The organism is Labrys sp. F242, from assembly GCF_057813875.1.
Genome location: NZ_JBVASG010000067.1, coordinates 1 through 256, shown reverse-complemented (window position 1 = coordinate 256; position 256 = coordinate 1). Strand labels below are relative to the sequence as shown.

Below are 256 nucleotides of genomic sequence, written 5' to 3'. Positions count from 1 at the left end.
CAGGAAATTGGCCATGGCGAAGCAGATGGCACCGGCCCAGCTATAGGCGTAGGCGTGACTCAGCGAGATGGCGCGATAATGCTCCATCGTGGCGCCGCAGCGCGAGCAGCGCGCGCGCATGCCGTCCCGGAGCGGCGGCACGTCATGCAGCAGCCCGCAATCGTGGCACTCCATGATCTGGGTGGAGCTTCGCGTCGTCGGGGTGATCACCCGATCTGTCCGGCCGGCTACCATGTCACCGTTGCACTCGAATCAC

At 65.2% G+C, this 256-nt stretch carries 1 protein-coding gene; it reads right to left on the bottom strand.

The genetic code is table 11. The annotated features are described in order from the left end of the window. A partial coding sequence (locus ACZYTC_RS34460) for a hypothetical protein (RefSeq protein ID WP_488991782.1) occupies nucleotides 1-210 on the bottom strand: 210 nt, incomplete at its 3' end. Nucleotides 211-256 lie beyond the last annotated feature (46 nt).